Origin of the sequence: Paenibacillus sp. BT-177 (assembly GCF_025846815.2) — a bacterium.
GTDB lineage: Bacteria > Bacillota > Bacilli > Paenibacillales > Paenibacillaceae > Paenibacillus > Paenibacillus polymyxa_C.
In genome coordinates, this window is the sequence record NZ_JAOYTP010000001.1 from 448,093 (window position 1) to 472,733 (window position 24,641).

Annotated in this window: 23 protein-coding genes; 7 read left to right on the forward strand and 16 right to left on the reverse strand. The window is 44.7% G+C overall.

From position 1 onward, the window contains the following. Positions 1 to 23 precede the first annotated feature (23 nt). From OIU26_RS02250 to OIU26_RS02260, 3 genes are read right to left on the reverse strand one after another with little or no spacing between them, the layout of a single operon-like run. Positions 24 to 1,106 carry a Gfo/Idh/MocA family protein gene (locus tag OIU26_RS02250; RefSeq protein WP_264215823.1) on the reverse strand — a complete coding sequence of 361 codons (1,083 nt, stop codon included), beginning with the start codon at positions 1,104 to 1,106 and terminating at the stop codon, positions 24 to 26. Next, positions 1,099 to 1,866 (reverse strand): sugar phosphate isomerase/epimerase family protein, encoded by a 768-nt coding sequence (locus OIU26_RS02255; RefSeq protein WP_264215824.1) that lies wholly within the window; start codon positions 1,864 to 1,866, stop codon positions 1,099 to 1,101. The genes OIU26_RS02250 and OIU26_RS02255 overlap by 8 nt, the downstream gene beginning before the upstream one ends. A gap of 33 nt (positions 1,867 to 1,899) precedes the next feature. After that, positions 1,900 to 2,226, reverse strand: coding sequence for a hypothetical protein (locus tag OIU26_RS02260; protein WP_264215825.1), 327 nt, complete (start codon positions 2,224 to 2,226; stop codon positions 1,900 to 1,902). Positions 2,227 to 2,354: 128 nt separating this feature from the next. Between OIU26_RS02260 and OIU26_RS02265 the strand changes: the two genes are divergently transcribed. Beyond that, positions 2,355 to 3,173: an AraC family transcriptional regulator gene (locus OIU26_RS02265; protein ID WP_016822319.1), complete on the forward strand. Its 819-nt coding sequence runs from the start codon at positions 2,355 to 2,357 to the stop codon at positions 3,171 to 3,173. An 83-nt stretch (positions 3,174 to 3,256) separates the two neighbouring features. Here OIU26_RS02265 and OIU26_RS02270 read toward each other — a convergent pair whose 3' ends face one another. The 5 genes from OIU26_RS02270 to OIU26_RS02290 all read right to left on the reverse strand — a co-directional run bounded on the left by OIU26_RS02270 (position 3,257) and on the right by OIU26_RS02290 (position 7,617). Then, positions 3,257 to 4,741, reverse strand: coding sequence for an alpha-N-arabinofuranosidase (locus OIU26_RS02270; RefSeq protein ID WP_264215826.1), 1,485 nt, complete (start codon positions 4,739 to 4,741; stop codon positions 3,257 to 3,259). A gap of 325 nt (positions 4,742 to 5,066) precedes the next feature. Continuing rightward, positions 5,067 to 5,345, reverse strand: coding sequence for a hypothetical protein (locus tag OIU26_RS02275; RefSeq protein ID WP_436449024.1), 279 nt, complete (start codon positions 5,343 to 5,345; stop codon positions 5,067 to 5,069). A 100-nt stretch (positions 5,346 to 5,445) separates the two neighbouring features. Then, a complete protein-coding gene (locus OIU26_RS02280) occupies positions 5,446 to 5,766 on the reverse strand; it encodes a hypothetical protein (protein WP_264215827.1) in 321 nt (106 codons plus the stop codon). A gap of 55 nt (positions 5,767 to 5,821) precedes the next feature. Further along, positions 5,822 to 6,766, reverse strand: a complete 945-nt coding sequence (locus OIU26_RS02285) for a Gfo/Idh/MocA family protein (protein WP_264215828.1) — start codon at positions 6,764 to 6,766, stop codon at positions 5,822 to 5,824. 161 nt (positions 6,767 to 6,927) lie between these two features. Next, positions 6,928 to 7,617: a TerC family protein gene (locus OIU26_RS02290; protein ID WP_013371821.1), complete on the reverse strand. Its 690-nt coding sequence runs from the start codon at positions 7,615 to 7,617 to the stop codon at positions 6,928 to 6,930. Positions 7,618 to 7,969: 352 nt separating this feature from the next. Here OIU26_RS02290 and OIU26_RS02295 point away from each other — a divergent pair, with 352 nt between their 5' ends. Both OIU26_RS02295 and msrA read left to right on the forward strand, forming a co-directional pair. Next, a complete protein-coding gene (locus OIU26_RS02295) occupies positions 7,970 to 8,587 on the forward strand; it encodes a TVP38/TMEM64 family protein (RefSeq protein WP_264215829.1) in 618 nt (205 codons plus the stop codon). 181 nt (positions 8,588 to 8,768) lie between these two features. Further along, on the forward strand, positions 8,769 to 9,740 hold the full coding sequence (gene msrA / locus OIU26_RS02300) for a peptide-methionine (S)-S-oxide reductase MsrA (RefSeq protein WP_013371823.1): 972 nt from the start codon (positions 8,769 to 8,771) through the stop codon (positions 9,738 to 9,740). Between the two features lie 95 nt (positions 9,741 to 9,835). On the opposite strand, the gene OIU26_RS02305 is transcribed toward msrA, so the two are convergent. Continuing rightward, positions 9,836 to 10,639 (reverse strand): lipid II flippase Amj family protein, encoded by an 804-nt coding sequence (locus OIU26_RS02305; RefSeq protein WP_436449025.1) that lies wholly within the window; start codon positions 10,637 to 10,639, stop codon positions 9,836 to 9,838. A 152-nt stretch (positions 10,640 to 10,791) separates the two neighbouring features. Between OIU26_RS02305 and OIU26_RS02310 the strand changes: the two genes are divergently transcribed. Then, positions 10,792 to 10,989, forward strand: a complete 198-nt coding sequence (locus OIU26_RS02310; protein ID WP_013371825.1) for a hypothetical protein — start codon at positions 10,792 to 10,794, stop codon at positions 10,987 to 10,989. Positions 10,990 to 11,199: 210 nt separating this feature from the next. Here the strand turns inward: OIU26_RS02310 and OIU26_RS02315 are convergent, their stop codons facing one another. Together OIU26_RS02315 and OIU26_RS02320 are read right to left on the reverse strand one after the other, a co-directional pair. Continuing rightward, complete coding sequence (locus OIU26_RS02315; RefSeq protein WP_013371826.1) at positions 11,200 to 11,904, reverse strand: YitT family protein; 705 nt, start codon at positions 11,902 to 11,904, stop codon at positions 11,200 to 11,202. Between the two features lie 420 nt (positions 11,905 to 12,324). Continuing rightward, complete coding sequence (locus OIU26_RS02320; protein ID WP_264215831.1) at positions 12,325 to 13,251, reverse strand: DMT family transporter; 927 nt, start codon at positions 13,249 to 13,251, stop codon at positions 12,325 to 12,327. A 305-nt stretch (positions 13,252 to 13,556) separates the two neighbouring features. Between OIU26_RS02320 and OIU26_RS02325 the strand changes: the two genes are divergently transcribed. Continuing rightward, positions 13,557 to 13,970, forward strand: coding sequence for a hypothetical protein (locus OIU26_RS02325; RefSeq protein ID WP_040103420.1), 414 nt, complete (start codon positions 13,557 to 13,559; stop codon positions 13,968 to 13,970). Between the two features lie 175 nt (positions 13,971 to 14,145). Here the strand turns inward: OIU26_RS02325 and OIU26_RS02330 are convergent, their stop codons facing one another. Continuing rightward, the gene (locus tag OIU26_RS02330; protein WP_040103419.1) at positions 14,146 to 16,671 is read right to left on the reverse strand and encodes a transglycosylase domain-containing protein; all 2,526 of its coding nucleotides are present in this window, start codon (positions 16,669 to 16,671) and stop codon (positions 14,146 to 14,148) included. Between the two features lie 216 nt (positions 16,672 to 16,887). On the opposite strand from OIU26_RS02330, the gene OIU26_RS02335 reads away from it, so the two are divergent. Further along, positions 16,888 to 18,156 carry a DNA polymerase IV gene (locus OIU26_RS02335; RefSeq protein ID WP_436449012.1) on the forward strand — a complete coding sequence of 423 codons (1,269 nt, stop codon included), beginning with the start codon at positions 16,888 to 16,890 and terminating at the stop codon, positions 18,154 to 18,156. A 127-nt stretch (positions 18,157 to 18,283) separates the two neighbouring features. Here the strand turns inward: OIU26_RS02335 and OIU26_RS02340 are convergent, their stop codons facing one another. Both OIU26_RS02340 and OIU26_RS02345 read right to left on the reverse strand, forming a co-directional pair. Next, the gene (locus OIU26_RS02340; protein ID WP_264215833.1) at positions 18,284 to 19,141 is read right to left on the reverse strand and encodes a GRP family sugar transporter; all 858 of its coding nucleotides are present in this window, start codon (positions 19,139 to 19,141) and stop codon (positions 18,284 to 18,286) included. 136 nt (positions 19,142 to 19,277) lie between these two features. After that, positions 19,278 to 20,117 carry an AraC family transcriptional regulator gene (locus tag OIU26_RS02345; protein WP_013371832.1) on the reverse strand — a complete coding sequence of 280 codons (840 nt, stop codon included), beginning with the start codon at positions 20,115 to 20,117 and terminating at the stop codon, positions 19,278 to 19,280. Between the two features lie 278 nt (positions 20,118 to 20,395). Here OIU26_RS02345 and OIU26_RS02350 point away from each other — a divergent pair, with 278 nt between their 5' ends. Next, positions 20,396 to 21,760, forward strand: coding sequence for a glycoside-pentoside-hexuronide (GPH):cation symporter (locus tag OIU26_RS02350; protein ID WP_264215834.1), 1,365 nt, complete (start codon positions 20,396 to 20,398; stop codon positions 21,758 to 21,760). 433 nt (positions 21,761 to 22,193) lie between these two features. Here OIU26_RS02350 and OIU26_RS02355 read toward each other — a convergent pair whose 3' ends face one another. Further along, positions 22,194 to 22,481, reverse strand: a complete 288-nt coding sequence (locus tag OIU26_RS02355; protein WP_013371835.1) for a stage VI sporulation protein F — start codon at positions 22,479 to 22,481, stop codon at positions 22,194 to 22,196. Between the two features lie 111 nt (positions 22,482 to 22,592). Then, complete coding sequence (gene recG, locus OIU26_RS02360; protein ID WP_264215835.1) at positions 22,593 to 24,641, reverse strand: ATP-dependent DNA helicase RecG; 2,049 nt, start codon at positions 24,639 to 24,641, stop codon at positions 22,593 to 22,595.

Consider the following 24,641-nt stretch of genomic DNA (forward strand, 5'->3'; position numbering starts at 1 on the left):
TCTATTCGGGATCATTACAAGGCTTAGTCAAAATAAACTGCTTTTCCTGTACGGGCCGATTCATAGATGGCTTCCAAAATTTCAGTAACCACCAGTGCCTGCTCCGGCTTCACAAGGAGTTCTTTGTCGTCCAGAATAGATTCAATCCACAGACGGGCTTCACGGTCTGCCTCATTTTCCGTCTCACCGGAGTAAAAGGCCACTCCTCCTGCATCCAGATCTATTTTCGTGTCAAACAAGCGGCTGTTCTTTTCTCCGTTAATACGCAACCCATCCTGCATATCTGCTCCACCCTCGGTACCGCATAACAACGTCTTGGCTTCACCAAACTCTACAACATTTAATGCCCAGCTGGATTCCAATACAATTGTGGCTCCATTTTGCATGGTGATGAATCCAAAAGCTGAGTCCTCTACTTTAAATTCATCAGGATTCCACGGTCCAAAAGCATTGGCTGCATTTTTTCGATCTCCCAGCTTATGGAAGGTTGAACCTAATACACTTTTAGGCTTGTAATTATCCATCAGCCAGAGTGTCAAATCAAGTGCGTGTGTGCCGATATCAATCAGCGGGCCACCACCCTGTTTCTCTTCATCCAAGAACACTCCCCAGGTGGGAACCGCACGGCGGCGTAGAGCAATGGCTTTACCAAGATAAATCTCACCAAGCTCTCCTTGCTCGACCAATTGCTTCAGATACAGACTGTCATCACGATAACGATTTTGATAAGCAATGGATAGCTTTTTGCCTGTACGGTTGGCCGCATCAAGCATTTCCCGTGCCTGCTCAGCAGTTTTAGCCATCGGCTTTTCACATAGCACATGCTTACCTGCCTCAAGCGCTGCTACCGTAATTTCCGAGTGCGAGTCGTTTGGGGTACATACATGTACAACTTCAATGTCTTTATTTTTTAGCAGCTGACGGTAATCACTGTAAACTTGTGATCCTTCAGCACCATACTTTTCAGCAGCCTCTTCAGCACGTTCCTGTATAATGTCACAGAAAGCTATGATTTCTGCTCTCTTTTGCTTGGCAAGACTCGGTAAGTGTTTACCGTTAGCAATGCCCCCACAACCGATAATCCCGATCTTAAGTGTTTTAGACATGAATATTTCCTCCCTGAGCTGCGTATTGTTGGAGCCACTTCATACTGGTTTCAATGCTTTCGATTGGAGGATTTGAGCTGAAATCCTGTTCCACAACAACCCAATCCACACCTGCTTCAATAGCGGCATCTGTAATGGCCTGAAGCTGCACTTCTCCTTGGCCTAACTCTACAGTGATTGCTTTTTGCTGCTCGTCGCGTGCCATATCCTTTAAGTGAATGATAGGCAGGCGTCCACGATATCGTCCGATGTATTCCACTGGATCATAGCCCCCATAGTATACCCAACAAGTATCCATTTCGACCTGTAACAAATCATCGGGAACCGCATCATATAAAGCATCGAATACCGGGCGATCATTGATTTTCTCTGTTAGTTCAAAATCATGATTGTGATAAGCCAGTATCAACCCATGCTCCTTTACTTTTTTACCAATACGATTCAGATTAACAAAAAGGTCATCCCACTCCCGCTCTTCTTCGGTTAAATAAGGAACAATGAGGTACTTGTTGCCCAATTCTTTGTGATACGCAATTTCCTCATCCAAATGATGCAGCAAGCGGCTGTATTGTATATGAGTTCCGACAACTTCCAGATTTAGTTCATCCAAAAGCGCCCTGACATCCTTGGCACTACGCCCGAAGAAGCTATGAAACTCAACCCCTTTATAGCCCAGCTCAGCTACCTTGTGCAATGTGCCTTCAAAATCCTGTTCAAGCTCTTCCCTAACTGTGTATAATTGCAATCCTACTTTAGTCAATCCCCTTCACCTCTTCGTTAGGATGAATTTCCGTTATATCTGTTCCATTACACCTGCTTGCCCGCCTCTGGTATCGCACATCTGCAGTGCCTGGCAGCCAGGTACCGGCAGATAAAATGCAAACTCAATCTCAGGACGAAGCATCGATTCATCCTCTTTGTATACGTTTTCAACACTCAATTTATCGGCCCTCTCCTTGGCCCTTCCATTCAATAGATCACCAAAGGTCACTACTTCAAAGGGCGGGTTGGTTTGGAGAATTTTAAGATATACCGAGCTAGTGTTACCACAGCTGATAATCCCGGCCTTGATTCGTTTTCCGTCTTCACACTCCTTGGCCTCTAACATGTACTTTCTCATCTAACATGTAAGCTTTACAGTTCACATGGTATTCTATTTTGCTTTCGTTTAAAATGAATAATATGATTAAAACATGAACAATCTGGTCAATATTTGAAACAGCCATATGCCCAAAAGGAGTCATCATCATGTCTATCATTGAGCCTTGCCAGGTTCTTACCGCAGGCTATTCCTTCCACCGTAAGCCCTTTTATTCGAACCAGCCTGATGGAATCAAAAATTATTTATTCCGTCTGCAAACAGATGGACGCTGTCAAGCACGCATTGACGGGAAAATGACACGGATTGAGGCAGGTGATCTGCTGCTGTTCAATCCGACCGAGCCTTATGAACTGGATATTCATAGTGAGTTGAACCCCATGGGAGAGCAGGTTGTAGAAAGTGGGGATTATCACATTTTTTTCGGTGGCCCCTGGGTAGATGAGTGGTGGAATCATCACAAACGTCCCAACCGAATTAAGGTTCAGCTCACAGAAGCCCTGCTTGGCCTATTTCGTCAGCTCGTGTTGGAGCAGCGACGTATTTCTAATCCTTACCCGGAAATATCAAGCTATTACATACGCATTTTATGTTTGGAGTTTGACCGTATACTATCCGAGCAGCCCACTGCTACTCATCATAACTATCTTGCTTATCAGATAAAAAATTATATTGAAGAAAATGCATCATCTAATTTTAAGCTGGATGACGTGTCTTCACACGTCGGGATCAGCGTATCCCGAGCGGTACACCTGTTTAAAGAAACGTTCGATACGAGCATTATGCAGTACACACTGGACGTCAGGCTCAACATGGCAAGGGAACGTATCATTTTCAGTCCCATGTCACTGGAACAAGCCGCCGAATCGTCAGGATTTGCAAACTACACATACTTTCACCGTGTATTTCGTTCCCGCTTTGGTATGTCGCCCAAGGAATTCAGAATGATACACCGCGAGCAATTGTAGGAAAAGAGAGCGTTCCCCTGAACGCTCTCTTTTTTCTAACAAATCATTTAACGGGTGCTGCTTACATACCACAATCTAATTTTTTAAGGAGCGATTGTCAGCATCACAACCGACATCGGGGGCAGTGTAACATCCAAATGCTGACCTTGCAGCTGATAAGATGTAAAAGCTTCCTTTTTCACACGCTCTGGCTGATCAAATGTATTATGTGCCTGCATATCGTCACTGGCTAAGACAACACCATTGATCTTCTTAACCTCTTCGATCCCTCTTAGCTCAAGGCTCAAATTTGCCGATTCGCCCGGATGGACATTGCATAAGCTTATATGAATAAAGCCATCTTGTGCCTTAGAGGCGGACACACTTACTTGTGGGATGGAGTCTCCATCATACTCATAATTGCCTACCTTGGCATGAATAGCCAGTGCTTGTGCATCCTGATGCACTTTGAACATTTCAAATACATGGTATGTCGGGGTCAACAGCATAGCAGGGCCTTCAGTTAGAACCATCGCTTGCAAAACGTTGACCATTTGAGCAATATTCGTCATCTGCACACGATGATGATGATTATGGAATATGTGCAGGTGTAGTCCGGCTACCAGCGCATCCCGCATCGTATTTTGCTGATACAGGAAGCCAGGATTGGTACCCGGTTCGGTCAGGAACCAAGTTCCCCATTCATCGACGATCAGCCCAACCCGTTTGTCAGGATCATATTGGTCCATAATAGCAGAGTGGCGAGTAATCAATTCATCCATGTGCAATGATTTTTTCATCGTCTCAAACCATTCTGCTTCATCAAAACCGACTGCGTGTCGTTTCCCTTCCCAACTCCCCGGTATTGTGTAGTTGTGCAGACTCAAACCGTCCATAAGGTGCCCGGCTTCGCGCATCAGTACTTCGGTCCAACGATAATCATCCACATTTGCCCCACCAGCTATTCGATAAATGCGATTCTCTCCATAGTTACGGACATATGTCTGATAGCGGCGATACAGGTCAGCATAATATTCCGGGCGCATGTTACCACCACAACCCCAGTTTTCGTTACCAACTCCAAAATATTTGAGCTTCCATGGTTTCTCACGACCGTTTTCCTGACGCCATGCAGCCATAGGGGACTCCCCGTCAAAGGTCATGTACTCTACCCACTCCGACATTTCCTGCACTGTACCACTGCCTACATTCCCACAGATATACGGCTCTGCATTCAATAGCTCACACAATTGGAAAAACTCATGTGTACCAAAATGGTTATTTTCAACCACACCGCCCCAGTGCGTATTTACCATTCTTTTGCGGTTTTCTTTCGGTCCGATCCCATCTTTCCAATGATATTCATCGGCAAAACAGCCTCCAGGCCAGCGCAGCACAGGAATGTTCAGCTGCTTCAGCGCTTCCACCACATCATTTCGTATTCCGTCAGTGTTAGGGATTGGAGAGTCCTGTCCCACCCATAAGCCTTCATAAATGCATCGTCCAAGATGCTCGGCAAATTGCCCATAAATATTTTTATTAATAACTCCCTGTTCCCAATCGGTATTTACTATAACAGAACCCTTCACAACAAAACCTCCCAAAACATTAAAATTGTTGGAGCATCAAGAAAATGATTACGCTTTCACAACCGTATAAATTACACTCACACTACCGTTCTCTTTTTGAACTCTAATGTTACACATTGTCACACCTAACAATCCTTTTATTAATATAAATATTAATAATTAAATAAAAGCATTTTACGTGTTTAATATATTTTATTGTCTACAATTTGTCAATTGCTAACAACAAAGTCCAAGCAAACCAAAAAGGTCTGCCATTAAGGCAGACCAGGGGATGACTACTTTAGCCTGTAATCTCAGATTTAACCGAGTCTGGGCTTTGCATTTTTCAAGCTGATCCTTGCCAACGTGAACCGTGGTAACTGGGACAATTTTGAGTTACTGCCAAGGCACGTATACGAACAATACTTCCACTAATGCCACATGTGTGACCGGACTTTAACTCATCGCATTGTGCACAGGCCAACAGTCTGGCTTTGTATACTTCATCGTTTACACAATCCATTTTGGGTCTCATATTGTTAAGAATTCTGGTAATTTGCTCTTCCGATAAAGCGATATCTCTTTCACAGCCTTTACAAGTACTTGGCACAGGTATATCTTCCATCGTCAGCTTACCCTCCCCGATCAACAATATCCTCAGTAAAAACAGTTTATTTCCACGATGCCACGAATGACTTTGCCAGATGCTTTATTATAGCTGGAACTTATTTTCGTTCCGACGGGAGCTGGGCGGCCGCCTCGGATACGACCATCGCCAAGTCCTCATTTCCGAACATGGACAGCACCCCTAATACCGTATCCAGCGGAATATCACCTGCTTCTTCACGCGATACAGTCAGCTTGCGTATTCGCAGCAGACGCTCGTTGCTATCCTGCTGCGGATATGCTGCACGATATAATTCCTCTGGCTGCAAGCCGTTATTGATGCACCATTGAGCAAACACAAGGATCATCATATCTTCTTCTTGCTTATAATTTTCAATGATGGCTTCTTCTACCTGTTTACCGCGGTTGTCTTCTTCCATTGATACATTTCTCCTTCAACCTAATTCTTGATGTCTGGATCATCATGGTTCGATATTAATCACTCAAACCACTAATCAGTTCTTCTGCTAGCATATGGCTTTCCAACACTTTTCCAGCTTGTATAGCACACTCCTCCGGACGATGAATATGCTCCAGAAAATGATTCACCACCCCGGTGAATCCCCGTCTTTCCAATATTGTGTCCCAGCTTCCAAAAGTTTGCGTTCGTGATAAATGATTTTTTTGTATGAAAACAGCCTGTTCCATATTCGTGACTTCAACAGACCGTCCTGCCCCGTGAAGCTCCAGCTTCTCTATGTCAGCTCCTGCCTGTCTGCTCATACTGTATGTACCGGCGGCATTCCCCAAACGCAAAGTCCCGAACGCAGCGTCCATATACCCTTCACTTGTTGTATCCAGACTACTATGTAGTAGCTCATAATTATCGCTACTCAGCCACAGTAGCAAATCAAGCATATGAATTAAATCATCATAAACCGTCTGTGCCGCCGGTCTACGATCATATCCAGTTCGGTGTTTAATCGCCGCACATTGACTGAAACCGCCCACTTCCTCTAGCCAAGCTTTTGCAGCCACATAGTGCGGAGCAAAACGTCGATTAAAACCTACCGCCAGCAGTACAGCCTGTGCCTCCGCGAAAGCAGTCATTTCCAGATTCTGACGAACATCATAGGACAATGGTTTATCTACGTACACCGCTATCCCTTTTTCAATACACGCCATAACTAGGTCAAAATGAGCTTCGGTGGCCGCATGTATAAATATTGCTTCCGGCTCCCATGCCAGCATTTCCTTCACATCCGTCGTTCCTCTTGGTAGTCTATACTGCTCCATAGTAGAACTGACCGGCTCCTGTGAACGGTTCATCACTCCTACAATGTCTACGCCTTGGTGTGCAGCCAGTAACGGCAGATACACTTTACGAGCGATTCCACCTAATCCTGCAATAGCTACTCTTGTCTTGATTTGCTTGTCCATATCGTTCCACCTCTAATCACTCATTTCATCTGTTGTCTAGTTTACATGGAAGTCCGCTGACAAGCAAAGAAAAGAGACTGCTCCTGATCCAGATGGATCTGAGGAACAGCCTCTAAGACTTGAGTATCCAGCTTCAGCCGATTACTTCAATATAAGTTAGCTTATGCGTGCAACGCTTCTTTTTTTGTTTTCTCACTTTTTACTTTTTTAACACGCATCCCGATGGCTACAACCAGAACCACAATCAAGGCTTCAAAACCGTATTTAACGACTCCATTTGCGAACCAGTGTGCAATTAATGGCTCGGCCACCACCATTTTAGCAGCGGTATACGCTAATACTGCGGCTCCAATCGTGATCACTACTGGGTAACGTTCTGTCAGTTTCAGAATAATCGTGCTTCCCCACACCATGATCGGAACGGAGATTGCCAGACCTAGAATAACCAGTAGCATATTTCCATGAGCGGCTCCCGCAACAGCAAGCACATTATCGAGTCCCATCATTGTATCCGCAATAATAATGGTGCGAATCGCTGCCCACATCTGATTTGTAGCTGAAATTTCATGTTTTTTCTCTTCGACCAACAACTTATAGGCGATATAGATAAGGGCCAGACCCCCAACCAAACGCAATCCATATATTTGCAGTAAGTATGTGACCAGCACTGTAGCAATCACACGAATGATGACTGCTCCGACCGTCCCCCAGATAATGACCTTCTTTTGATTGGCCTTATCAACATTCCGCGCCGCCAAGCCAATTACGATCGCATTGTCACCAGCTAGCACCAGATCAATGATAATAATGGACAACAATGCGGTTAAAAACTCAATTGACAAAAAATCCATACGTTTCTCCCACCTTCTTTGTTTATTTGTTATACTGTACATAGTTCAGCGCTTTATACTAAAAAAGCGCCATTTCGCGGAATCCGGAAATGGCGCTTGACCCAATTTTGGCATCAAAAAAAGACCATTTACCCGGATTCCTAAAATCCTGGCAAAGGTCTCGCTTACAACATTACGTTGCCAATAAAGCCGGGGATTAAGAATCCCGTAATGACGACTTTACTCGCTGAGCTACTCCCCTTTGGGAACTATTCTGTTAGTGGCAGTATAGCATACATTTTTGGGAATGTGAACCCTATTTTTTTTCTGTATAAGCAATAAGCCGAACAGGGATATTGAAAGAGGTATATAAATGAAAAAATGGTTACTCCCCGCGGCTTATGTTTCGCTGCTCTGCATCGCGTTTATCTACAGATATGATTGGCTCGCATGGGCAAACAAGCAAACCTCCTTTCCGGTTCTGCTACTGCTCGCATTTTTATTCGCATTAATTCCGTTTATCCCTTACAAGCTGATTATCGCTTCCATTGCTTATGCAGCAGGCGCCTGGCAAGGTGCTTTGATTTGCTGGCTTGGCACTACTTTGGCTGCGTTGGTCGTTTACAGTGCTGTACGTACCCTGTTCCGTGACAAAGGACGTACATATTTGGAGCGTGTTCCCGCACTGGAGCGCTTCAACCAGGTCATGGAGAAAGAGCCTTTTACTGCTGTGCTACTGGCTCGCTTGATTCCAGTCATTCCTCAGGCAGCTGTAAATGTATATGCCGGAGTAGCAGGGTTCCCGTTTTGGAGCTTTATGCTAGGCACAGCGATCGGCAAGCTTCCCGCGATTGCAGTGTATGCTTATGCAGGCGGTACCTTTGCGGAACATCCAATCACGGGTTTGCTTATTTTGCTGCTATATACTGCACTGGTAGGTGGAGGGTTTGTACTTTACAGAAAAAGAGTTAGGCGCGCCAAAAAAACATAACACCAATGAGTTTGTGCCGCTTCTGTAGAATGTTTCATTGCAGTTTTTGGGACACACTACAGCTACGCAACTGAGTACTTTCTGATGTTTCGTTGGATTTTGCAAAAATCCCGTATATAATTTAATTGTAAGCTATTTAAATAACAACTAATTAAACATTCTCAGATTGGAGTGATAAAATATGAGCACCAACAATCCAAATACGGTAGAAAAGGCAACTTTTGCGGGTGGCTGCTTCTGGTGCATGGTCTCCCCTTTTGAGGAAATGCCCGGTATTTTGAAGGTTAGATCTGGATATACAGGGGGACATACCGAAAATCCAACCTATGAAGAGGTATGCTCTGAAACAACGGGACATGTGGAAGCCGTACAAATTACATTCGACCCTCAAGTGTTCCCATATGAAAAACTGTTGGAGCTATTTTGGCAACAGATTGATCCAACGGATGAAGGTGGACAGTTCCACGATAGAGGTTCATCCTACCAAACGGCTATTTTCTATCATAATGATGAACAACGCATCAAGGCAGAGGCTTCCAAAGAAGCTCTCGCTCAAAGTGGCCGTTTTGACAAGCCCATTGCTACATCTATCCTGCCTGCGGCAACTTTTTATGAAGCAGAAGAATATCATCAGGACTATCATAAGAAGAACCCCGCTCACTACAAACGCTACCGCAAAGGCTCAGGACGTGAAGATTTTATTGAGCAAAATTGGTCTGCCAAGATTGATAAATCCGATCTTAAAGATCGGCTGACGCCTATTCAATACGAAGTAACACAAAAAAACGCAACCGAGCGCCCATTTCAAAATGAGTTTTGGGATCATGAAGCTGAAGGCATTTACGTGGATATCGTATCAGGAGAACCTTTGTTTAGTTCACTGGACAAATATGATGCGGGTTGCGGCTGGCCTAGCTTTACCCGTCCGTTGCGCAGTTACAATGTCAAAGAAAAGACCGATCTTAGCCATTTCATGATTCGTACCGAGGTCCGAAGTCGCGAAGCAGATTCCCATTTAGGGCACGTATTCGATGATGGTCCAGGTCCAGAGGGTTTGCGTTATTGCATCAATTCTGCCGCGCTCCGCTTTGTGCCTCAGGAAGACTTGGAGCGTGAAGGATATGGAGCCTATAAGTCATTATTTGAAAAGTAAGTAGCCGTAAAAATAACGAGGCTGACCCCGAATCTATCTGTATTCGATGATCACGGGTCAGCCTTTTTTTTTGATATGGTAGCGCATCTACTGATCTAGCTCATCACCCACCCAAGCCAAATGGCTAGCGGTACCAGCAATAGCTGAGCTAATAAAGTTCCTGCCAAACGCGAGATGATCATCCATCCGTACACGCTGTTCATTCGGATTAGGGGTAGCTCCCCTCGTAACGTTTTTTCTGACAACACCGCCAATCTTGGATCAATTAACAAGGTCAACAATACCGTCGCGACACCATTGATTAAGCCTGACGACATTGACATTGCCGTACCTTGAGCGGGCCATAGGAATGACGCATACAAGGCAGATACCACTCCGGTTGTATAAATTGCGGTAACGGCAATATTTAAAATAATTAGACGCTTGGGGATCACTCCACTGATTAGGGAGGTAAACATGGACCAGCTAGGGCGCTTTATGTAGTAGCCTGCATGCTTCCAGCGATTTCGCCTCATTAAATGACGTATTAAAGCCGGAATGGATCCAGTATTCTCCAAATGTACAATCCATCTGGCTGACATGCGTACCACTGTTGGATACAGTAATATAGCAAGCATAGTTCCAACGGTGGCGGCCAGCAGTACCCCGTGCATATACAGTTCCAGTCTCATATCCGTTCCGCCCAATTGTGCTGCCTCTTTAGCCTGATCGACCATCCCTCCAAGTAAAGGTCCCTGTGCCATATTGGAGGTACGTGAAACCAACAGCAGCATTCCGACCACGGTTAATGCCAATCCAATCCGACGTGCTCGCAAACCACCAAGCCGAAGAGCATAGGACAAGCTATCGGTAGTATGAATGATGATGGTTAGTAAAAAAACGAAACCCCAGGCAAGCAAATGTTTCACTCCTTTTTCTGGTATTCTGCACACCATTATACGCTTTTTCTTAAGATAAATTTTACAATATATTCATTACTTTAATTTTTGTTTGTCTAAGCCGGCAACGGGTAATACATAATACATCATCTGCTAAAAAGGAGTGTGCAGCGATGCCTTGGAACAAACATGATTACCCGCCATCCATGAAAAATCTAGAACCCCGTGTGCGAGAAAAAGCCGTTGATATCGCTAACGCTCTACTCCGCGAAGGCTATGAAGAAGGGCGTGCGATTGCGATTGCCACTGCTCAAGCTGAGGAATGGAACGATAATCATCCAGCCGCACGAGAATCGCCGAGCAATCAATGAAGAGAGAGACGAACAGCCCATTTCAACCTTTAAATACAAAAATGAATCGGTGGACGAAGCTCAAAGATTTGTAGAATAGCAATAGATTTCTGCAAATATTCATGAACAAAACGGGCGTATCCATTCTACTTTAAAGCCTTTCTGATGAAGCTAAATACAGCGAAAGGGTGTTACGTAAGAAGATTTCTCTCCTGACGTAACACCCTTTCCTTATTGACGAAGGCTGTGGACGACCGGCACTGTTTTGGCAACTACCTTTTTAGCTGGAATAGCCGCTGGCAGTACCTTTTTCACAGGTCGGTGCAATTGGAACGTGGTCGTCCATGTAATTATTTTTCCGGCAAGCCACACAGCCAGTATTGTAAACATTGTTTCCTTCACAGGCAGATACAACAGCGATAATCCCAGTACGATGATGTCACTGACGATAAACACGTTGCCGATTTTCCATCCGCGCCACTCGCTGATTAGCAGAGACAAAATATCATCGCCCCCGGTTGCTCCACCGAATCGCAGTACGATTCCGGCTCCTAAACCTGTGAGCACCCCACAAAGTAGAGCTGCTATTAGCAGATTTCCATGCAGGTCTATAACCAGAGTCGAATATTTCTCAAATCCTGCATAAAACAGTGAAAAGGCGACGGCTCCGATTAATGCTAGCATCATAAATCTTTTGCCCTTCAGTACCCATGCTAGCAATATGACGGGAACATCAAGCATCAGCATACTCCATGCTGGAGATATGCCAAACGCATAATGACCCAGCAAAGCTAAGCCTGCAAATCCGCCCTCTGATAAATGATTCTGGGCATTAATGTGATAGTACGTAAAAGCTAAAATGCATGTTCCGAGCAACATGACAGCAATCTGTCTCAGTGCTCCATTGTTCACGATAGATTCGTAAGTTTTCCTCATACAGGCTCCCTCGGTTTCTCGTAAGTTTGATGTGGATGAACCCACTCTTACGGAAGCAACCTGGTAAGATGTGCCTGGAGGACTTGGTCCTTCGCATGTACAATCCCCTCTTCCGCAGAGTTGGCTTTCGCAACTTGACGTTACTCCGCGGAAAAGCTAAGTATAAGACAGATCAAATCGTTTCCAAATCGTCCTTTGGGGAAGTATCCTTCGGGGACACATGGTATCCTGATCCTTTCTTTTGTGGAATAAAACTCCGACATTTCTGTGGTACATATAATTCTATAATTTATTATACCACACCTTGTCACCTGCTAAACAGCTTGCTTTTTTGCTGCACCATATTTTATTTTATGTGTGAGCATGCTTTATTGTATGTGCGAGTTGACGCATTATACCAAAGGTTTGGCGAATACACACTTAATGACCTGAGTGTGTTTTATTTTCACTTGGAGCTATTACCCTTAGTTTGGCTGTTCTGCGCTGATTGGCCATAAATACGCCCCCGAGTATAAGAAGCAGCCCGGTCAGCACGTTCCAGCCGATATGCTCATTCAGAAGTAAAAAGCCCCATACGATGGCGCTCACGGGTACAAAATACGTTACCGAAGAAGCAAATTCCGCACTCCCGCGCAAAATCATATAGTTGAACAAGATATATGCTACCCCTGATCCCAAAACTCCTAGCCCTATGAGGGAACCCAATACTCCTGGAACAGAAACGATCGACAAATCCGGTCTCTCTACAATTGCCATCATAATACCACCCCCTGCTGCCGCACCAAACAGTGTCGCAAAGGTAGCCTGATACATGGAAAGATTGGAGAGAAAACGTTTGGAGAGCTGTGTTCCAAATCCGTAGCAGAGAGTCGCAAACAGCATACATCCAAAACCTACAGGATCAACAGAAATAATAGAGGCAGGATTAATACCCAATAAAATAATAATTCCTATAAAAGCGAGCCCCATTCCTAACCACTGCAGGCGATGAAATATAGCTCCGAAGAAGACAAGGCCCACCAACATAGTCCATATTGGCGTGGTCGCATTCAATACAGAAGCCATGCTGCTAGCTATTCTGGTCTCACTAAAACCAATCAATGTCCATGGTAAAACCATGTTGACACATGCTACCAGAATAACCGATTTCCACGGAATGCTTTTGATTTTAAACGGCTTGCGCATAAGAAGCATTAATAAGACGATAAAAATAAGACCAAAGCTGGAGCGCAGAAATACAATGGTCCACGGTCCTACTTGATGTAGCAATAACACCTTAATAAACATAAAGGAACCGCCCCAAATAAGGCTCAACAATAATAAAGCTACATATAACGAACGTGACAATATGTAAACCTTCTTTCTCTACTTTCTTAAGTTAAATAGTAAAAAATGACCGCTAGCAGAACACTATCCCCTTCTATGTAAGGTTTTTTATCCATCAGCTTAACACAAACTCTGTTTGACTGTCATCGGTCATATACGATAGAACCTTTAGACAATGGCACATGGAAGTAGGGCTCCCTGCCACTTTTCCAATAATTGATGATTGCTTTGGCAACAGAAAAATCCCTATGATAAGGTATATTTAGAACATATGTTCTATATACTTATTATATATTGTAATTTCACTCCGCGTAAAGGGGATATTAATGACAAACAAAAAGGTACTTGATAACAAGCATAAAGCTCCTTTGCCTTCTGAAGAAGACGCAGGGCTGATCAAGATGTGTGTACTTCTAACTCTTGTGCTGGATGTGTTGGAACGAGACATTCGTATTATGAATATCTCTCCTCTAAAAATGCCCGATTTGTATATTCGTAGCCTGACTGGAGTACAACAGCGCGTAACTGTTCAATTAGCAGAAACAAAAGCGCGAATGAAAAGACAGGGAGTGAAAATATACAGCGAAATCCGAAATCATGAAGGCGTAGAGGTTTTGTATGTATGCCGCGGTTACCAAAGGCGATTTTTCATGCTTTCATCCTTTGCCCGCAGTGAGGTTCGGCGTAAACTCGGATACTACCTGGGAATTGATCTGACCCAAGACTATGCCCCCTTATAATCTCGCCTTGCCTACTTGCCTAAACAAAGAGAAGATTTTAAAGCCCATTGGTTACATAGCAAATAATTTGGCTCGTATTTTCAAAAAGGAGAAATCTAAAATATGAAAAAAAGAGCAGAGCCGCACAAAATGCTGGCTCTACTCATAATTACAACAGGCTGATCGCCCGTGTTGCTTAGTTGTTGGATTGATCAGCCGTTGGTTCAGGATAGATAACCTCGTCAGGCTGAGTTTTTGGAGCACCACTCTGGTTCTCTGATTCAGAAGGTGTCTCCGGTTCGTTTTCAATAGAAGGTTGCGATGTATCTGTTGATGGCACATCGTTATTCTCATCAAGCGGTTCGATCTCTGCATCTGTGTCAGGAACAGCAGGAGCTGTTTCCTCTGGTGGAACCTCCTCTTGATCTGTTGCAGGCACCTTAACCTCAGGGACATCTTCTTTCTTGACCTCTGGTTTGGACGGAACTACTGGTCTAGCAGAACGTGGAAGCTGTTCTCTTCCGACTTCGGTCGGCACGTACTTTTGGTTAAACCAGTCAGTCACGAGGTGACCCGATTGGCGAGAATAACGCCCTGGCAGCTTACCTGTAAGACTAGATACTGTAACTTTCACAACGCCTTCCGGCTGTATAAAATGCTTATTCTTAAAAAGCTCAGGCTGGTCCTTGACCGCCTCATTCATGATCAGTGCCCACACAGACTGTGCTCTGGTGTGACCTTCTTGAGATAATGTATTAACCTGTTGGCGATAACCAGCCCAGACGCCTAGCGTAACGTCAGGTGTGTATCCCATAAACCACACATCACCAAAGTTCTGTGTCGTACCCGTTTTACCCGCGATATCAATGGTACCGTAGCTTTTAAAAGCTTTTTGCAGACGTTTGCCAGTTCCTCTCGGGTCTGATATAACGGTTCTAAGCATATCCGTCATCAAAAATGCGGTTTGCTGCGAATATACACGCTTTGTCTGTGGTTTAAATTCATATACAATCTTACCGTTGGCATCTGTAATTTTACTGATCAAGTGAGGGGCATTATACACGCCCATATTGGGAATTGTCCCATATGCTGCGGTCAGTTCTTCGACGGATACCCCCTTACTAAGTCCACCTAGAACTCCTGTTTGAGCATGTTCATCCTGTGGTTGAATCGTTGTAATTCCAAGAGAACGCACAAAATTCCAAGCGTTTGGAATTTTAACTTCATATAAAAACAGCCTCAGTGCAGGGATGTTGATTGACCGATTGAGTGCTTCACGGGCTGTCATAAGCCCCTCATACCTTCTGTTATAATTTTTAGGAATATGATAACCCTTACGTCCGTCTTTCAATATGATTTGTGAATCATCAATAAGACCGGCGGGCTGAGTGTAGCCCTTCTCCAAAGCAGGTAAGTAAGCAGCAATAGGCTTCATGGCAGAACCCGGCTGACGTGTCATTTGAGTTGCATAGTTCATTTGCTCGGTATTAAAATCCCGGCCCTCGATCATACCGAGGATAGCCCCTGTTTTATGATCAATCATGATTGCTGCAATCTGTTCTAGCCCCTTCTTCTTACTGTATGGAGAAAAATTTTGTGGATTGGCTGCAATCTGCCGCATATTGCTATAAATTTTTTTATTTATCGTTGTATAAATTCGATAGCCGGATCGTTGCAACTCTTCTCGCGTATTTTGAAGAAGTTCAGCATGCTCAGGCTTAGAAATCTCGGCTGCCGTGAGATTCGGATTTTGCTGGAGTGCTAACAACTGTGCGGCCTCCCGCTCTGTTTCCAGCATCAAATAAGGGAATGTGTTATAGCTTTTTTCGCGATGCGGTGCAAGAGTCGCTCTCACATCAAATTGAAGCGCCTCGTTATATTCGGACAGCGTGAGTTTGCCTGTTGCCAGCATTCTTCCCAACACAACGCGTTGGCGCTCCATCGCTTTATTGAAACCTTCTTCATCAAAATTCCCTTTACCATCAAAAGCGGAATAAACAGATGGCAGCTGTGGAAGACCTGCCAAATAAGCCGCTTGAGCAATATGAAGCTTATGTAGGTCACTTACATTGAAAATCCCTAACGAAGCAGACTTGATTCCATACAAATTGTAACCAGCGGAACCATTACCAAAAGGCATTTTATTTAAGTAAGCCGTTAATATTTTGTCTTTGCCCATAAAACGCTCCATACGTAGTGCCAGCAGCATTTCCTTCACCTTTCGGCTGTCCGTTTTATCCAGACTCAGGAAAACTCTTCGGGCTACCTGCTGTGTCAGTGTGCTGCCGCCAGTTTGGCGGTTTTCATTCAAAAGCTTCTGCTTGACAGCACGAGCCGTCCCCTTTAAATCTACACCATGGTGCTCATAAAATTGGCTGTCTTCCGTTGAAATGAGGGCATCCACAATGGACTGAGGAACATCCTTCAGGTCAACGAGCTGTCGGTCCTCCTCCATGCGCATTCTTCCAACCGGAGTTACCTGATCATTAAAAAATACAAAGCTGGTCAGAGCATTCTCATTTACCTTTTCATATATCAATTGACGTGATCGTACAGGTTCATCATGAACCAGTGCCGCCACATAACCGGATATAAGACCTCCGGCAAACAGCACTCCAAGTACACCCGCAAGCGAGAACCACTTGATATTAATCAGCAAAACTCTGCCAAAAATGCGCCACCTACTGCGTTTTTGAGATGATGGTCGACGTTTTGGGTTCATAAAAATGGTTTTCTCCCCTCAATATTCATTCATTTCCACTTGTTTTTGTTCAAGATAATATGATACGCCATGCTAGGTTTCCCGTAAACTGTAATGTTCCAAAAAATACATTTGTATTAGGAACACTTGTTCTGTATATAATACTACTATAAGAGTATACGTTCAAGAATATTTTGGAATATGATCAATTACATATCAGGGGAGGAGGTCAACATTTTGAAGGAGCGTAGAAGTAGAACCATATTTCTAGCGGACTGTCAAAGCTTTTATACCAGCGTCGAAAAAGCGGATAATCCCACCTACCAACATAAGCCGCTCGTTGTGGCCGGTGACCCTGCACTTCGTTCAGGCATTATTTTAGCTGCGTGTCCGCTGGCAAAAAAACTTGGTATATCCACTGCAGAACGTCTGGGGGAAGCTGTAAAAAAATGTCCTGACCTTATCATTGTACGCCCGCGCATGCAGCATTATATCGATGTCTCATTAAAAATAACAGAAATTTATAATGAGTATACGGATTTGGTTGAGGTTTTCAGCATTGATGAACAATTTCTAGATATGAGCGGAAGTCTCTCCCTGTTCGGAGATCCGATGAGCATTGCAAGTGAAATTCAGCAGAAAGTGCTCGCACAAACAGGAGTATGGATTCGAATTGGTATCGGTCCCAATAAAATGCTGGCTAAAACCGCAACAGATATATGGGCTAAAAAAAATGACAGCGGCATTTTCTTGTTGCCTGCATCTGACATTGCAACTTTGCTGTGGCCCCAACCAGTACGTCTTATGTTCGGTATCGGTTCGCGTATGGAACGGCATTTGGAGAGGCTTGGACTGTACACCATTGGGGACATCGCCCGTACTCCCTTACCCCGGCTTCAGGACAGATTCCGCTCTCATTTCGGCAAACAGTCCAACATACAGGCAGAGGTGATATGGCGAACTGCTAACGGGATCGATCATAGCCCGGTTAAGCCGGAAACATTTGAGACACCTCCTAAATCCATCGGTCATATGATGACTCTTCCCCGAGACTATCTCCAGCCTGCGGAAGTGGAAACCGTTCTGCTCGAGCTCACCGAGGAAGTATGTCAGGACAGCCGGCGCAAAGGGTATATGGGGTATGTCGTTACTGTCAGTTGCATGTGCAGCCCGTTTGAGTCGCCGACCGGGTTTTCGCGCCAGATGAAGCTGCCCGATCCGACTAACAACACGAATAAAATTTACAAAGCCGCCAAGGAAATTTTCTATAAATTTTGGGATCGCATGCCGGTAAGGCGATTGGGCGTTAGCCTAAGCAGTCTAATGGATGCGGAAACGTACCAGGTTTCCTTTTTTGATGATGAGAAACGGGCACGCTCCCTAGAGAAAGCCACCGACAGCATTAAGGAGCGCTACGGCAATACGGCGATCGTAAGAGCCTCCTCCCTCACTCATGTCGGCCAGGCCCTGGAAAGATCCAGGAAGATTGGGGGGCATTATAAGTAAGACATTAAATAGATTTACTGTACAACCTGAAAGGATTCTGGATCACACAAATCTATTTAATCATCGACTCATATACCCTAACCATCTGTAGCCGTACTGCATGTACAGTTCTTAATTCTGAATATTCTCAGAGCTTGACCAGGCTAATCAATCCCACTCCGACCATGATTACCATAATGCCAGCCAATAGACGAAGCCATTCCCCTGGGCTCTTCTTTTCCCTGAAAATCAGAATACTGCCAACGCAGGAGATGGCGATACTCGCCTGAGAGATGGGAAAACTGGTAGCGACCCCAATAAGCCCATTCGAAATAAATAGCGCCAAATTCGCTACGCTCCACGACAAACCCGTAGACAAATTGCGCAGCACCTGAACCAAATGGAGCTTCTGCCCTCCCTTACAGTTCATTAAAAGCGCTGAACACAACATGCCAAGTGATTGCGGTAAGATGACTGACAGACCGGAGACATGAAAGATTTGATTAATAATAACATACAAGGTTAAGGCTATACCTGAACAAACCAACATGACAAGAATTTGAAGGGGCAAGGGCTTGGACAAACCACTTGATCTCCCCTGATAGCTCGTCAGCAAGATGCCAGACAAAATAAATATAAGCGCTGCTGATCCAATACCAATTTGGTACCCGGTCGTCCATTCGCCCAGGATTAGTGCTGCAAAAAGCGTCGTTCCCATGAGTTGCAGCCCGCAAATAATAGGAATGGCCGTTGAAACGCTTACTTTCTGGAAAGCTTGAAATTGAAGCAACTGTCCTACGGACCAAAACACACCAGAGACAAAGCTCACAATAAATGGTGTGACTTGAAAGTTAACAGGTGAGTACGAATACAGGCACAGTGCGAACAATACGGCACCGATGACCGTCCCCGTCAGTTGCTCGCGAGGACTGGCTTTTGTCAGTTGCGCCAGTATTGGCATGAATCCCCAGCCTATGGCTGGAATAAAGGCAATGAGTGTATCCACATGCAGTTCCCCTCTCGTAAAGTGAGTTCTTCCGTGCAATCCTTTAAAATACCATGCAGGAAAAACCAACAGCTTTACGATATCAAAACAACCCTACCTCAAGCACCAGTATTTTTAGAAGATATATATAGTAAAATCAAAGAATTTTCTCGCGATAAGCGCTGGGGGAAATGCCCATCATATTTTTAAATGCCCGCGAAAAGGTCAGTTGATCCGAGTAACCGACAGAATTGGAGATTACTTGAATAGAGTAACTGGTATCCTGTAACAGCTCGCATGCCTTTTTAATCCGAATGTTCATTAAATACTGCTTCGGTGTTTCACCTATTTCCTGCTTAAAAACAGAGGTCAAGTAATTGGGGTGAAGTCCGAGATACTCTGCCACCTCACTGATTTGAATGCCACCGTTGTAGTTTTTCTCCATATAGTTGATAGCTTGAACTGAATAGGGAAGCTCTTCTTTCACAGGCATCGTTTCACCTGATTCATGCACCAACTTGGCGAGAATATGGCATAAATAGCCCTGAATAGCCAAGGATGAAGAAAGTGTATTATTCCCTATACGAAGCATTTCAAGAATAGTCGAATGAAAAAAAGTGATGTCTCCGATACTTACCACATACGGATTATCCTGAACAAGAGAGATATTCTGCAAGTACATTTCGGACTTGATCCCCATAAACCCTACCCAGCTGTACTCCCATGGCTCGTACTCATCAGCTTGATAATAAGCGGCCTTATTAGCAGGGATTAAAAAAGCCTGTCCCTTCTCTATGTTATATGTTTCCTTATCTAATACCAGCTTGCCTCTACCCTTTAATACAAAGTGAATAAGATTGAAATCCCTGGCGATAGGTCCGAAATCCTGGTTGGGAGAACAAGGCTCCGAGCCACAATTATACAGAATTAAATCTGTAATATTTTTATGTTTTGAACTGGTACGTGTGTCTACAAATTGAATCATATTGTCACCCATCCCTAACCTCCATGCTTCAAAATTTTATAGTTAACCAAGGGCGGTGTCCCGTAACAAATATAGCATAAATTAAGAAGCATATCCTAAGACCTAAAATGAAACCTTAATCCGTAAATGTATGCAATAATCTTTGTTTTTACTATCTTCTACTTTAGAAAAATCATGTACTACTGCCACAGCTTTTGTTATTCTGTATTTCAAGATAACGCTTACAAGTTTTCATAACAACACATCATAACAGCCTGTTATGATCGTCAATTTTTGAAAGGGGTTAAAACATGCTTACTTCTGCAGCTGCAAAAAATAACGACAAAGTCAGTTTAAAAACACTTATCTCTTACTCACTGAGTAGTTATGGGATGAATGTTATTTACAATTTAACCGCCGTTTATCTCATGTTCTTCTATACTGACAGCTTCGGATTAAATGCGCTTGCAGTCGGAACATTGCTGATGGTGGCACGGGTGATTGACGCGGTCGTTGACATCTTTATTGGCATTGCAGTCGACAACACGAATACGCGTTGGGGGAAATTTAGACCTTACATGTTCATCGGGGCTTTCTTGGTAACACTCACCACCTTGGCGCTTTTCCTCAGTCCGGACCTTTCTTCCGCCGGGAAGCTGGTTTATGCCTATGTTACCTATATCGCTTGGAGCATTAGCTATTCCATATTGGACATTCCGTATTGGTCACTGTCCGCCGCCATAACCAAAGATGCTGCAGAACGAACCAAAGTCGTGACTGTCCCTCGTACGGTTGCAAGTGCCGGCTTATGGACGGTCAATGTCGTAGCGCTTCCCCTCGTCCATTTCTTCAACGGATGGGCTGGAGCCGTTGCTGTACTTTGTGGTCTGTTTTTCGTCTGCATGATGTTTACGGTGTTTGGCGTAAAAGAAAAACACGTAGTGCCTCGACATGAAAAACAAACGTTAAAAGGAGTACTCCGCCTTTTCTTCATTGAAAACCGACCTTTGCGGCTGTTGATCATCTCGTTTTTTATTATCGAAATGACTGCCAACATCCGTAATGCGTTTACTCTGTATTATTTCAAATACAACCTAGGTGCCGAAGCATTCATTCCACTGTTTATGGGACTAACCGTGGGCTTTCAAATCGCAGGCAACGTCGCAGTTCCGTTCATTGCCAAGTGGATCGGCAAAAAAGGCACTAGCATAGCAGGGGTGCTAATCACCTCCATATCCATGATAGCCCTTTTCTTCTGCGGCAACTCTATTGTACTTGTCTTTATTCTCAGCTGTATCATTTCTTTTGGCGTGGGGCTGAACTATGTTGTCATGTCCACAATGCTAGCAGATTGCGTCGATTATGGAGAGTGGAAAACAGGAAACAGATCAGAGGGGATGGTTTTCTCAGCTAACGTTTTTCGGGCCAAATTGGCGGCCGCAATCGGCAGCGCCGTGGGTGGTTATGCGCTAGCGTTGGCGGGTTACCAGCCCAATATAGTCCAAACAAATACAACTCTTATTTGGCTCACACTACTATTTACGATTATTCCGGGGGTTCTGACATTTCTCTCCGTATTTCCAATGAAAAATTATGAGCTGACGGAAACAATGAACAGAAAAATTGTCCAGGAGGTTCGGGCAAGACGGGAACAAGGTGAACCATCCGTACAGTAACCGGATTCTGATCCTTCAGGTAAGGTTGAGGGTCGAACAAACCTTTTCATAAACACATCATTAAAGGAGTCTTCCATATGAACTTATCCAAGTCTAAACAGAAGCTGAACTGCATACCTAGACCAATTTGACCGTTTTATCGAACGCAGCTACCGCCCCGTGCGGCGAATTCAATGATCAGGCGTCTGGGGCAGGGAGCACTTTCAACACCGAACAACGGTACGTCCAGATGTACAGGCCATGCAACAGTCTATCAAAATTGGCGGTCATTACAAATAGAATTTCACACTAAGACCACTGCCTATTGCCCGGGGAATGAAATACAAAAGCCTAAAATAAAGCCAAAAAGGATCGCCTAACATCAGGCAATCCTTTTTTTCTATGCTTCACATAAAACATAGAAAGTGCTTTGAAGCACCCCTTCGAACAGCAATCAACGGAACATTCCCCATAGCTTGATCAGATGGAACGTATTGGACGGATCAATTTTTTGTGCCAATACGAAGGCGGTCAGTTGCTCCTCCTGTGTAGCCGTCAATCGCTCGTTTAAAATAGCAGAAGTGGTCTTCACAAGATGGCGCACCTTAGCTTTGTTTTGCAGATCTGCTTTGGTCACGCCCTCAATCTGCTGCTTAACCCGCTCCTTGAGCACACGATTTTTCATTTTCAACTTAATCCGCTCCACCAGTTGCGGACTAATTCCATATTGCTGATAGCTCAATGTTGCCACACCTCCCATATCATTCGGTCATTCCCAAATATATGACGGCCAGCCTGTCCATTGTGCCTATCTGTTAAAAACGTTTAGAGCATCCTCATCATTCATCATGGGTCAGTCGATAAGATCCCCTTGGAAAATCTGCTCTTTTTGCAAATAACCGCGAAGTGCTTCATACTGCGGAGATGTCCAAAAAGAGGAGTCTTTGATCAGATTCGTTGCATCCTCACGTGCCTTTTCCAGCACCTCAAAGTCCGCTACCATATCTGCTAACCGAAACTCGGGCAACCCGCTCTGCTTGGTGCCAAAAAAGTCCCCCGGCCCTCTCAAATCCAGATCGCGTCTAGCAACCTCAAAACCATCGTCCGTATCAGTCATAACCTTCATCCGTTCCTGACCAACCTCCGACTTAGGATCAGCGATCAGTACACAGTATGAGGCATGTGCGCCTCTTCCAACACGTCCACGTAACTGATGCAACTGGGACAATCCAAAGCGATCTGCATCCATAATGATCATTAGCGTCGCATTGGGCACATCTACCCCCACCTCTACAACTGTGGTTGAAACGAGTAGCTGAACCTCATTTGCATAGAAGGAACGCATAACTTCTTCCTTTTCTGCAGGAGTCATTCGTCCGTGCAACAGCCCAACGCGATAATGTGGAAAAGCCTGCTGCATTTGGATATGCAGATCGATGGCATTCTGTACGTCCAGCTTCTCTGACTCTTCAATCAACGGGCAAATCAGATAAGCCTGCCGCCCCTGATCTACCTCACGAGAAATAAAACCGAGCACTCGATCCATCAGTTCGTGCTTCACCCAATACGTAGAAATTGGAATACGTCCCTTGGGCCGCTCTGATATCGTAGAAACATCCATATCACCAAAAGCAGTAATCGCCAGCGTACGCGGGATCGGTGTGGCCGTCATGGTCAGCACATCGGGATTGTAGCCCTTGCGGCGCAGTACACTACGCTGGTTGACTCCGAACCTGTGCTGCTCATCCGTCACAACTAGTCCAAGCTGGCGGAAATACACATCCTCCTGAATAAGGGCATGCGTGCCCACCACAATATCCAGCAGACCCATTTGAAGAGCGGCAAGCAACTCCTTACGCTTCTTCCCAGTTGTACTTCCTGTCAGTAATCCCACGCTGATTCCAAAGGGTTCAAACAGCTTGTGAAGCGACCGCATATGCTGCTCGGCCAATATTTCGGTTGGCACCATCAGTGCTCCCTGAAAACCAGAACGTACTGTTGCAAATAAACCGATGGCAGCAACCACTGTTTTCCCCGACCCAACATCCCCTTGAAGCAGACGGTTCATACAATAAGGTGAGCGTAGATCATGCAGTATTTCAAGCTCAACCTTCTTCTGTGCATCCGTTAATTCAAAAGGCAAAGCCCTCACAAATTCACGGATCGTGGCGTTATCCACCGTATGCACCACCCCGTCCGCTCGACCACGATTTAACGCCCGGAATGCCTGCATTTTCAGCTGGAATAAAAATAGCTCCTCATACACCATTCGTCGCCGAGCCTCTTGTCCCTCTCGATTGTCCTGAGGTTGGTGAATACCTGCAATGGCCTGCTTGCGTGGCATCATACTATACTTGCGTACCAGCAGATCTGGCAATATCTCGGGAATCATTTCACCAAACTGCTGGAGCGTCTGATTCATTGTTTTTCGCATCCAGCTCTGCGTAATCTTGCCACCTATAGAGTACACCGGTTGAAGTGTCCCTGAACGGGCCACTCCTTTATCAGGGAACTCAGAGTCTGCAACAGTCATCTGCATTCGCTTAAGATCCCATTTACCAGTCACCACAATTTCACGACCTGATGTTAGCTGATCCTTCAAAAAATGCCGATTAAACCATGTTGCAGTAAACATCCAATCCTCAGCCATCAATTTACAAGTCAACCTTGATTTGCGCCCGTAACGCTGAAGGACCGGAATGCCCATAATTTTCGCCTGTACTGTAATCTTATCTCCGTCCTTCACTTCGCTTAGCGAGCGCAGCCGGTAATCTTCATACCGAAACGGATAATATTCCAGCATATCTTGCACGTTAGAAATGCCAAAAGCGTGAAGCTCTCCCTCTTTGAGAGCACTCACGCCATGTATTTGTTTTAATGGTATTTGATCCAATTGCAGCAT

What these genes read in the sequence shown, in the direction of transcription:
- OIU26_RS02250 (WP_264215823.1), bottom strand. Translation starts at nt 1,106, where the DNA reads ATGTCTAAAACACTTAAGATCGGGATTATCGGTTGTGGGGGCATTGCT.
- OIU26_RS02260 (WP_264215825.1), bottom strand. Translation starts at nt 2,226, where the DNA reads ATGAGAAAGTACATGTTAGAGGCCAAGGAGTGTGAAGACGGAAAACGA.
- OIU26_RS02265 (WP_016822319.1), top strand. Translation starts at nt 2,355, where the DNA reads ATGTCTATCATTGAGCCTTGCCAGGTTCTTACCGCAGGCTATTCCTTC.
- OIU26_RS02275 (WP_436449024.1), bottom strand. Translation starts at nt 5,345, where the DNA reads ATGGAAGATATACCTGTGCCAAGTACTTGTAAAGGCTGTGAAAGAGAT.
- OIU26_RS02280 (WP_264215827.1), bottom strand. Translation starts at nt 5,766, where the DNA reads ATGGAAGAAGACAACCGCGGTAAACAGGTAGAAGAAGCCATCATTGAA.
- OIU26_RS02285 (WP_264215828.1), bottom strand. Translation starts at nt 6,766, where the DNA reads ATGGACAAGCAAATCAAGACAAGAGTAGCTATTGCAGGATTAGGTGGA.
- OIU26_RS02290 (WP_013371821.1), bottom strand. Translation starts at nt 7,617, where the DNA reads ATGGATTTTTTGTCAATTGAGTTTTTAACCGCATTGTTGTCCATTATT.
- OIU26_RS02295 (WP_264215829.1), top strand. Translation starts at nt 7,970, where the DNA reads ATGAAAAAATGGTTACTCCCCGCGGCTTATGTTTCGCTGCTCTGCATC.
- msrA (WP_013371823.1), top strand. Translation starts at nt 8,769, where the DNA reads ATGAGCACCAACAATCCAAATACGGTAGAAAAGGCAACTTTTGCGGGT.
- OIU26_RS02310 (WP_013371825.1), top strand. Translation starts at nt 10,792, where the DNA reads ATGCCTTGGAACAAACATGATTACCCGCCATCCATGAAAAATCTAGAA.
- OIU26_RS02315 (WP_013371826.1), bottom strand. Translation starts at nt 11,904, where the DNA reads ATGAGGAAAACTTACGAATCTATCGTGAACAATGGAGCACTGAGACAG.
- OIU26_RS02325 (WP_040103420.1), top strand. Translation starts at nt 13,557, where the DNA reads ATGACAAACAAAAAGGTACTTGATAACAAGCATAAAGCTCCTTTGCCT.
- OIU26_RS02330 (WP_040103419.1), bottom strand. Translation starts at nt 16,671, where the DNA reads ATGAACCCAAAACGTCGACCATCATCTCAAAAACGCAGTAGGTGGCGC.
- OIU26_RS02345 (WP_013371832.1), bottom strand. Translation starts at nt 20,117, where the DNA reads ATGGGTGACAATATGATTCAATTTGTAGACACACGTACCAGTTCAAAA.
- OIU26_RS02350 (WP_264215834.1), top strand. Translation starts at nt 20,396, where the DNA reads ATGCTTACTTCTGCAGCTGCAAAAAATAACGACAAAGTCAGTTTAAAA.
- recG (WP_264215835.1), bottom strand. Translation starts at nt 24,641, where the DNA reads ATGCTGCAATTGGATCAAATACCATTAAAACAAATACATGGCGTGAGT.